Origin of the sequence: Caballeronia sp., from assembly GCF_049581465.1 — a bacterium.
Lineage (GTDB): Bacteria > Pseudomonadota > Gammaproteobacteria > Burkholderiales > Burkholderiaceae > Caballeronia.
The window spans coordinates 1-9798 of record NZ_JBAUSA010000791.1; the positions used below are offsets into that span (position 1 = coordinate 1).

Annotated in this window: 8 protein-coding genes and 1 pseudogene; 7 read left to right on the plus strand and 2 right to left on the minus strand. The window is 60.5% G+C overall.

Translation table 11 applies throughout. The features are described 5' to 3' along the window. Positions 1-6 precede the first annotated feature (6 nt). Together WCA53_RS19495 and map are read right to left on the minus strand one after the other, a co-directional pair. Positions 7-2601, minus strand: coding sequence for a [protein-PII] uridylyltransferase (locus WCA53_RS19495; RefSeq protein ID WP_423914348.1), 2595 nt, complete (start codon positions 2599-2601; stop codon positions 7-9). Positions 2602-2995: 394 nt separating this feature from the next. Continuing rightward, positions 2996-3805, minus strand: a complete 810-nt coding sequence (gene map, locus WCA53_RS19500) for a type I methionyl aminopeptidase (protein WP_423914350.1) — start codon at positions 3803-3805, stop codon at positions 2996-2998. A 584-nt stretch (positions 3806-4389) separates the two neighbouring features. Between map and rpsB the strand changes: the two genes are divergently transcribed. The 7 genes and pseudogenes from rpsB to WCA53_RS19535 all read left to right on the plus strand — a co-directional run. Then, the gene (rpsB, locus tag WCA53_RS19505) at positions 4390-5142 is read left to right on the plus strand and encodes a 30S ribosomal protein S2 (protein WP_423914353.1); all 753 of its coding nucleotides are present in this window, start codon (positions 4390-4392) and stop codon (positions 5140-5142) included. 174 nt (positions 5143-5316) lie between these two features. Then, positions 5317-6198 (plus strand): translation elongation factor Ts, encoded by an 882-nt coding sequence (gene tsf / locus WCA53_RS19510; protein ID WP_423914356.1) that lies wholly within the window; start codon positions 5317-5319, stop codon positions 6196-6198. A gap of 334 nt (positions 6199-6532) precedes the next feature. After that, positions 6533-7246: a UMP kinase gene (gene pyrH / locus WCA53_RS19515; protein WP_423914359.1), complete on the plus strand. Its 714-nt coding sequence runs from the start codon at positions 6533-6535 to the stop codon at positions 7244-7246. Between the two features lie 89 nt (positions 7247-7335). Beyond that, entirely contained in the window at positions 7336-7896 is a 561-nt protein-coding gene (gene frr / locus WCA53_RS19520; protein WP_423914361.1) for a ribosome recycling factor, read from the plus strand. 64 nt (positions 7897-7960) lie between these two features. Continuing rightward, positions 7961-8743, plus strand: coding sequence for a polyprenyl diphosphate synthase (gene uppS, locus WCA53_RS19525; RefSeq protein ID WP_423914364.1), 783 nt, complete (start codon positions 7961-7963; stop codon positions 8741-8743). Then, the gene (locus WCA53_RS19530; RefSeq protein ID WP_423914368.1) at positions 8737-9549 is read left to right on the plus strand and encodes a phosphatidate cytidylyltransferase; all 813 of its coding nucleotides are present in this window, start codon (positions 8737-8739) and stop codon (positions 9547-9549) included. Before uppS ends, WCA53_RS19530 begins: the two co-directional genes overlap by 7 nt. An 18-nt stretch (positions 9550-9567) precedes the next feature. Next, positions 9568-9798 (plus strand): annotated as a pseudogene (locus WCA53_RS19535) (1-deoxy-D-xylulose-5-phosphate reductoisomerase); the annotation flags it as partial.

Here is a 9798-nt window from a genome sequence, read left to right on the forward strand (position 1 = left end):
ATATTCTCAGGCTGCGATCGCGCGCAGCAGCTCGGTTTCGACCTGGATTTGCGTCCGGTTGTCGGATAGGAATTTGCCGTCGAGCAGGAACACGTCTTCCACGCGTTCGCCAAGCGTATTGATCCGCGCCGCGTGGACGCCGATCCGGTGCTGGGCCAGAACCCGCGCGATCGAATAAAGGAGGCCCTGCCGGTCGTTAGCCGATACGGACAGGATGTAATACTGACCACGCTCGTCGGGACGCAAATCCACGCGCGGTGTGATCGGAAAAGTGCGCACAAGCCGCGAAACGCGTCCCATTGACGGCTCCGGCAAGATGCCCTCGGCTTTCAGCAGCATACTCAACTGCTGTTCGACAAGATTCGCAATGTCGCGATAATGCCCGTCATGGTCCGGATGCGCGACCAAAAAATTGTCGAGCGCGTAGCCATGACGCGTAGTCGTGACCCTCGCATCGAGCACGGAAAGGCCGTTTTTATCGAAATAGGCGCAGATTCCGGCGAACAAGTCGGCCCGGTCCTGCACGTACACGAGCACCTGCAGCGCAGCGCCGATTGGCGACGGCCGCGCGCGCACGATCGGTTCAGCGCTCTCTACATGCTTATAGAGCACGCGCGTTTGCCAAGCGATGTCCGCGGCATCGTGGCGCAGGAAGTAGCCTACGTCGAGCTTGTCCCACAGCGCCTTCTCCGCGTTTTCGGGCACGGTTTCCAGGCGGAGAAGGGCGAGTGCGTCTTTCTGGCGCGATTTCAGTTGCGAATGCGCGTGCAGTTCGGCGCCCCCAAGCACGGCCCGCGTCGCCCGGTACAGGTCTTCGAGCAACTTGCCTTTCCATGCGTTCCAGACCTTCGGACTGGTGCCGCGGATATCGGCGACGGTCAGCAAGTACAGCGCGGTCAGGCGGCGCTCGGTTTTCACTATCGATGCGAATTGCTTGATGACTTCCGGATCGCTCGTGTCCTGCTTCTGCGCGACCTGGCTCATCGTCAGATGCTGTTCGACCAGCCAGACGACCAGGTCGCTGTCATCCGCTTCCATGTCGTGGTCGCGACAAAAACGGCGCGCGTCCGCCATGCCGAGCGTGGAGTGATCGCCGCCGCGGCCTTTCGCTATATCGTGGAAAAGCGCCGCCACGTACAACACCCACGGGCGCTCGAAATTGCCCATCAACTGGCTGCAAAACGGATATTCGTGCGCATGCTCGGCCATCGTGAAACGGCGGATATTGCGCAACACCATCAGGATGTGCTGGTCGACGGTGTACACGTGATACAGGTCGTGCTGCATCTGTCCGACAATGCGCCGGAAGTTCAGCAGGTAGCGCCCGAGCACGCTCGTCTGGTTCATCAACCGAAACGCGTGCGTGATGCCCTCGGGCTGCTGGAGGATCTCCATGAACCGGCGCCGGTTTTCGGGCGAACGCCGCCAGCCGCGATCCATCACGTCGCGCGCGTTGTAGATGGCGCGCAGCGTGCGCGCCGACAAACCCTTCACGCCGCGTGTCTGTTCGTACAGCAGGAATGCTTCGAGGATCGCGCTGGGTTCGCGCGCGAAAATATCGTCGCTGGTGATTTCCAGCATGCCCTGCTTTTCCACGAAACGTTCGTTGATCACGCGCGTGATGCCGCTCGTCGATGGAAATAGTTGCGCTTCCACGTTCTGGATCAGGATGGTCGCGAGTTGCGTCACGGCTTTCGCGGCCCAGTAGAAGCGGCGCATGAGCTGTTCGCTCGCGCGCTTGGTGGCCGTTGCCTTGTAGCCGAGACTTTCCGCGAGCGCCGTTTGCAGGTCGAATACGAGAATGTCCTGGCGACGCCGCGCGACCACATGCAGCCGCGCGCGCAGCGTCTTGAGAAAGCCTTCATTGCGGCGCAGTTCGCTCGCTTCGCGCTCGGTGATGAGGCCGCGCGAATCGAGTTCGCGCCAGCTACTACCGAAACCCGCCGCTTGCGTGATCCATAAGATCAGTTGCAGGTCCCGCAGACCGCCCGGACTTTCCTTCACGTTGGGCTCGAGGCTGTACGGAGTGTCCTGATATTTGGCGTGACGCTGGCGCATTTCCAGCACCTTGGCCTGGAAGAACGCGCGCGGGTCGAGCGTCTGTTGATAGCGTCGCGTAAATTCGGCGAAAAGTTCGCTATTGCCAACAATGCGGCGCGCTTCAAGCAGTGACGTCAGCACGGTGATGTCGTTGCTCGCTTCATCGATACATTGCGACACGGAGCGCACGCTGCTGCCAATCTCAAGTCCGAGATCCCACGCCATGCCGATCAGCTTTTCGATGCGCGCCGTCAGCAAATCATTACCGGACTCCGCGGTGGGCGCTTCGCTATCGGGCAGCAAAACGAGGATATCGATGTCCGAGTAGGGCGCGAGTTCGCCGCGCCCGTAACCGCCAACAGCTACCAATGCCGCCGATGCTGGCATCGCGCAGGCTTCCCAGGCTCCCGTGAGCGCTTCGTCAGTGGCGCGTGCGAGAGCGTGCATCAGGCCATCGACATTGGTCGCGCTCTCGAAGCGCTCGACCAACGCGGCCTTCGCGGTCTTGTACGAGGCTTTCAGCAAATCGGCACGAAGCGGGGCGTCGGCGGGTACGCTCATGGGCAGGCGGTTCGTTCGTTCAGTGTGGATAGGTGCCGGCGAGCGTCTGCTACGCCGGCTTTCACGTACAGCCGTTGTCCGGCGGCAAGGCCTAGCGCCTGGGCCGCGCCCGGCGCGAGGCGTCAATCTCATCATGCGGCGCGCAGGCGTCAGGTTTCGCCTGCAACGCTTAGAACGGGAGTGCTTAAGAGCGTCTTGCCGGGTCTTTCGTCGTCTTGCAATGTCTTTGGGGACTTCAGGCGCCCCAAGCCGCGCGGCGCTTCGAAGAATCGGCAATCAAGTACAACACAAAGCGCCAATCCCCGGTGCGGCGACGGTCCAAGCGCCGACGTGACCTTCCATTCCTATTTTCAGGACCGGCCGGCGAGCCAGGCCGATAAAAATACCGCCCGAATCAAGCAGTCGCCGCGATCAACTCCGATGGTTTCTGCGTCCCGGCCGATACGGTCAAGACGTCATACCCGGTCGGCGTCACCAAAACGGTATGTTCCCATTGCGCCGACAGGCTGCGGTCGCGCGTTTTCACGGTCCACTGATCGGGCATGGTGCGGATATCGCGCCGCCCAGCGTTGATCATGGGCTCCACGGTGAAAATCATGCCGGCCTCAAGTTCGATGCCCGTTCCCGCTCGCCCGTAATGCAGCACTTGAGGGTCTTCATGGAACACCTTGCCCACGCCGTGACCGCAGTATTCGCGCACGACGCTGTAACCCTGCGCTTCGGCATGCTTCTGGATTGCATGGCCGATATCGCCGAGATGCGCGCCCGGCTTTATCTGGTCGATCCCAAGCCACATGCAGTCGAAGGTCGTCTGAACCAGTCGCTTGGCGAGAATCGAGCCTTCGCCCACGATGAACATCCGGCTGGTATCGCCGAAGTAGCCTTCCTTGATCACCGTAATGTCTATATTCAGCGCATCGCCGTTCTTCAGCGTCTTGTCTCCGGGAATACCGTGGCAGATCACGTCGTTCAACGAGATGCAGGTGGCCTTCGGATAGGGCGGATAGCCGGGCGGCTGGTAATTCAGCGGCGCCGGCACGGTACCCTGGACGTTGGTCATGTACTCATGGCACAGACGGTCGAGTTCACCGGTTGTCACGCCCGCGACGACGAGCGGCGTAACGAAGTCGAGCACTTCGCTGGCGAGCCGGCAGGCAATGCGCATCTGCGCGATATCGTGGTCGTTTTTCAGCGTTATGGACATGACTTGGAAAGAAAATACGTGTAGGAAGGCCGTGGCGCCAAAGCGGCATTATCGCACCTAATAGGGCTCGCCGCACCCGGGCGGGCGGTCGCCGGAGCATCCGGCAGCGTGTTTCAAAGACCGGACGCCCGTTGGGTGGGGCAGCCCTGCGGGGCGGAGCCATCAGGCAGGCGCGCGGGGAGATCCCCATGCACGCTCGGCAGGCGCGGGACCGGCCGAGCGCCGCGTCAGCCGGTACATTCTCCTTCCGGTTCCAATCCACGGGCAGCTTGAGCCGCCCAGTTCGGCCGTGATATACTCGCTGGCTAAGTCTGCATCCACTTTGTGATCTTTTGTGCAATGAGACTTTTCCCGGAAATAGGACGCAAAAGCCGAGGCCGAAGCTCGCCAAAGCGGCTCTGTCCTAAAAAAGGTAAAAGCCCGTTGTAAGAGAAAAAGAAGATCGACAGAGGTAGTCGCCAACGATCGGACTTGAATCGCAAGCCAGCGCACCCAGGGTGTCCGGCGCCCCGGAAGTTTCAAGCGAAACACGGGGCGCCCGATGCGGCAGCCGGCTTAAGACCTAACCCTCGCGGAGAAATCTCATGGCAGTAACAATGCGTCAAATGCTGGAAGCCGGTGTCCACTTCGGTCACCAAACGCGCTTCTGGAACCCGAAGATGGCCCCCTTCATCTTCGGTCATCGCAACAAGATTCACATTATCAACCTCGAAAAGACGTTGCCGATGTACAACGACGCGCTGAAGTACGTGCGTCAACTGGCAGCAAATCGCGGAACGATTTTGTTCGTCGGCACGAAGCGTCAATCGCGCGACACCGTTGCTGAAGAAGCGCAGCGTGCCGGCATGCCGTTCGTGAACGCACGCTGGCTCGGCGGCATGCTGACCAACTTCAAGACGCTGAAGGTATCGATCAAGCGCCTGAAGGACATGGAAGCAGCGCTGGAAGCAGGCGAAACCGAACGCATGAGCAAGAAGGAAGCGCTCTTGTTCGAACGCGAAATGGCCAAGCTGGTGAAGTCGATTGGCGGCGTGAAGGACATGGGCGGCATCCCGGACGCAATTTTCGTGGTCGACGTGGGTTACCACAAGATTGCCGTCACCGAAGCCAAGAAGCTGGGCATTCCGGTTATCGCGGTTGTCGACACGAACCACTCGCCGGAAGGCATCGACTACGTGATCCCGGGTAACGACGACGCCAGCAAGGCCGTCATGCTCTACACGCAAGGCGTGGCTGACGCGATCCTGGAAGGCCGTTCGAACGCAACGAACGAAGTTGTGCAGGCTGTGCGCAGCGGCGAAGGCGACGACTTCGTCGAGGTCAACGCGGAAGCGTAAGCCACTGTTTTAGACGCCGATGTTTCCGGCAAAAAAGGGGGCTTTGCGAAAGGCCCCTTTTTTTTAATCGGACAACGGTGACCCATTCTTGCCGCGGGCGGTATCCGCCGGTGGCGCATGTGAATCGTGCGACCCGTCTACAACACGGCCCAGCACAGACTCAAGGAGCAGACGATGGCGGCAATTACCGCAAGCATGGTGGCAGAACTGCGCGCAAAGACCGACGCGCCCATGATGGAATGCAAGAAGGCGCTCACCGAGGCCGAAGGCGACCTGGAGCGCGCGGAAGAACTACTGCGCGTGAAGCTCGGCAATAAGGCGAGCAAGGCGGCATCGCGCGTGACGGCTGAAGGCATCGTGTCGGCACATATCGCCGATGGCGTGGGCGTGCTGGTCGAATTGAACTGCGAAACCGACTTCGTCGCGAAGAACGACGACTTCCTGGGTTTCGGCAAGACGGTGGCTGAACTCATCGCGAAAAACAATCCGGCCGACGTCGCCGCTCTGTCGGCCCTGCCGATGGACAGTTCGACCGTCGACACCGTGCGTCTCGCGTTGATCGGCAAAATTGGCGAAAACGTGTCGGTTCGCCGCTTCGTGCGTTATGAATCCGCCAACAAGCTGGCTTCGTATCTTCACGGTACGCGCATCGGCGTGCTGGTCGAGTTCACGGGCGCGGACGAGCAGGTCGGCAAGGACGTTGCCATGCACGTTGCGGCCATGAAGCCTGTGTCGTTGTCGTCGGACGAAGTGCCGGCTGAATTGATCGCGAAGGAGCGCAGCATCGCCGAGCAAAAGGCCGCTGAATCGGGCAAGCCGGCTGAAATCGTCGCCAAGATGGTCGATGGCAGCGTGCAGAAGTACCTCAAGGAAGTATCGCTGTTGAACCAGCCGTTCGTTAAGAACGACAAGCAGACGATCGAGCAGATGTTGAAGGCGGCGAGTGCATCGGTGCAGAAGTTCGCACTATTCGTAGTCGGCGAAGGCATCGAAAAGCGTACGGACGACTTCGCCGCCGAAGTGGCCGCGCAAGTTGCAGCAGCAAAGCAGGGCTAAACCCCCAGGCGGGCGGCCAAGCGCTTCGATCGGAAGCGCGTGATTCGCGTGTGATGTGTGAATCGCGTGATCGAAGCGTCTGGCCACCGTCAACAGAAGTAAAAGCGCAGTAAAAGCGCAGTAAAAGCATCCGGATGCGGGCCCGGAGTTCCCCATCGCGGGAGCGTCCGCCTCGCACCTTCGTGGCGGCCAGCAGTGCGCGGAAGCAGAAAAAAGGGGTTAACCCTTAATTTTGTCGCAGCCCTGGTCAATATCGGAAGCTTGCCGTACTTATCGTTTCACCCCTACAGTTCTACGTTGTTGCATTCCCCCTTGGCGCGAAACGGAATCTCATATGCCCACAGCCTACAAACGCGTACTCCTCAAACTCTCCGGCGAAGCCCTCATGGGTGACGATGCCTTCGGCATCAATCGCGCGACAATAGAAAGGATGGTGGCAGACGTCGCGGAAGTGGTGGGCATGGGTACGCAGCTTGCGGTCGTTATCGGCGGCGGTAATATTTTCCGCGGCGTCGCGGGCGGTGCGGCCGGCATGGACCGGGCGACAGCCGATTACATGGGGATGCTCGCCACCATGATGAATGCGCTCGCACTGCAGGATGCGATGCGCCACGCGGGTATTGAAGCGCGCGTGCAGTCGGCGCTGCGCATGGACCAGGTGGTCGAGCCGTACATTCGTCCGCGCGCGATCCGTCAACTGGAAGAGGGCAAGGTGGTTATTTTCGCGGCAGGCACCGGCAATCCGTTCTTTACAACGGACACGGCCGCTGCGCTTCGCGGATCGGAAATCGGCGCGGAAGTCGTGTTGAAGGCGACGAAAGTGGATGGCGTGTATTCCGCTGATCCAAAGAAAGACTCAAGCGCCACGCGCTACAGCACGATCAGCTTCGACGAAGCGATCGGCAAAAACCTGCAGGTCATGGACGCGACGGCATTTGCGCTGTGCCGCGACCAGAAGTTGCCTATCCGCGTGTTTTCGATCAATAAGGCGGGTGCGCTCAAGCGCATTGTCCAGGGCGAAGACGAAGGTACGCTAGTCCACGTGTAAACTCTCGCGGTGACCGAGGGCGGGGCGTTAGTGCACAAGCACTGCGCCGCTATCGCCTGCACTGCAATGAATCAAGTCTGGAGGCTGAAATGAGTGTGGCTGACATCAGGAAGAACGTCGACCAAAAGATGCAGAAGTCGATCGAAGCGTTCAAGAACGACCTCGCCAAGATCCGCACGGGTCGCGCGCATACGGGATTGCTCGACCATATCCAGGTCGATTACTACGGCTCGATGGTACCCATTTCGCAAGTCGCGAACATGACGCTGATCGACGCCCGTACGATCGGCGTGCAGGCGTGGGAAAAGAAGATGGTGCCCGTGGTGGAAAAGGCGATCCGGGACTCGGACCTGGGCCTGAATCCCGCGAATCAAGGCGATCAGATCCGCGTGCCAATGCCCGCGCTGACCGAAGAGCGCCGTCGCGAACTGACGAAAGTGGTGAAGAGCGAAGGCGAAAATGCCAAGATCGCGGTTCGCAACTTGCGTCGGGATGCCAACGAGCAACTCAAGAAGCTCGTGAAGGACAAGGAGATTTCCGAGGACGACGAACGGCGCGCCAGCGACGACGTCCAGAAGCTCACCGACAAGAACGTCGCGGAAATCGACAGGCTGGTCGTGTCGAAAGAAGCCGAAATCATGACCGTTTGAGACCGGAAACGGTTTCTCGCGTCGTGCCGACGCTTCACTTTGTCGATTCTAAGATTCAGCGGCCATGACCTATACCAGCTCTACCGTTCGCGTGCCCGATGTCGCGGTTGTGCCGCGCCATATCGCGATCATCATGGACGGCAACGGCCGTTGGGCGACGCAACGACGCCTGCCGCGCGTAGCGGGCCACACGCGTGGCGTCGACGCCGTGCGAGCGACGGTTGAAAGCTGCGCGCGCCAAGGCGTCGAGTTTGTCACGCTGTTCGCTTTCAGTTCGGAAAACTGGCGGCGTCCGAACGACGAGGTGTCATTTCTCATGCGCCTGTTCGTGACGGCGCTGGAACGCGAGATCGGCAAGCTGCACGCGAACGGGATTTGTCTGCGCGTCGTGGGCGACACCTCCATGTTCGACGCCCGCATCCGCGCGTTGATCCAGCGCGCCGAGACCAAGACGGCGCGCAATACGCGTTTGACGCTGACTATCGCGGCGAATTACGGGGGCCGCTGGGACATCATGCAGGCCGCGAAAAAGCTGGCGGACCAGTCCGTGCAGGAAGGCCGCGTCGTCGATGTCGACGAGTCGTCGTTCGAACAGCATCTCGCGATGGCCTACGCGCCCGAACCCGATCTCTTCATTCGTACCGGCGGTGAGCAGCGCGTCAGCAACTTCCTGCTATGGCAGCTCGCCTATACCGAATTCTATTTCACCGATACCTACTGGCCCGACTTCGACGCGGAGTCCCTGGCACGCGCAATCGAATCGTATGCCGAGCGCGAACGCCGTTTCGGCCGCACGAGCGCTCAACTCGAACCTCAATCGCAGAAGGCCGACACCCTTTCATGCTAAAGACCCGTGTCATCACGGCAGTCGTCTTGCTGGCAGTACTCCTGCCAATCACATTTTTCGCTCCGGTCGGCGCATTTGCAGCGCTGATCGCCGTAGTCGTAATATTTGCTGCATGGGAATGGGCGCGATTGCTCAAGCTGGGCGGCGCCGGCCCGATTGTGTACGCGGTTGTCGCTGGCGTGGCACTGATCGCCAGTACGCGGCTCGGTCTCGGCTACAAGCCGCTGTACGAGATGGCTGCCATTTTTTGGGTGCTCGCGGGCCCGTTCGCCTTGCTGCGCAAGCCTGTGCTGGCTGCCGGCCCGTGGCGCGCGTTCCTGTTGTTTGCGGGCGTAATTACGTTCGTGGCGTGCTGGCATGCGCTGGTGGCGGCGCGTTCGGTGGGCGTGGCGTTCGTTCTATCGCTTCTCCTAGTCGTCTGGCTGGCCGACATAGGCGCATACTTCGCCGGAAAAGCGTTGGGTCGTCACAAGCTCGCGCCGTCGATCAGCCCCGGCAAGACTTGGGAAGGAGCGGTGGGCGGCTGGCTGGCGGTGATGATTGTCGGCTCGCTGGCGGCCGTTACGCTGGTTTTCACGCCGACGCTCTTTACTGCGCTGGTTCATCATAGTGGATGGGCCCGCGCGTTGGCGTCACTGACTGTGCTGACCGTATTCAGTGTGATCGGCGACTTGTTCGAGTCGCTTATGAAACGTCAGGCCGGCGTCAAGGATTCGAGCGGATTGCTGCCGGGGCATGGCGGCGTGCTCGACCGGATCGACGCATTGTTGCCGGTATTGCCGATCGCAGTTTTGTTACTCAGCTAGTCGGCTAAAGAAGGATTTATGCAAAAACGTCTGACTCTGCTCGGGTCCACGGGCTCAATCGGCGAAAGCACGCTCGATGTCGTGGCGCGCCATCCCGACCGCTTCAAGGTCTACGCGCTGAGCGCGCATCGCAACGGCGACAAGCTCGTCGATCAGTGCGTGCGCTTCGAGCCCGAAGTGGCTGTCGTCGGCGATGCGGATACTGCCGCTCGCGTCGAGGCAGCGCTGCGCGCCAAAGGCTTGCGGACC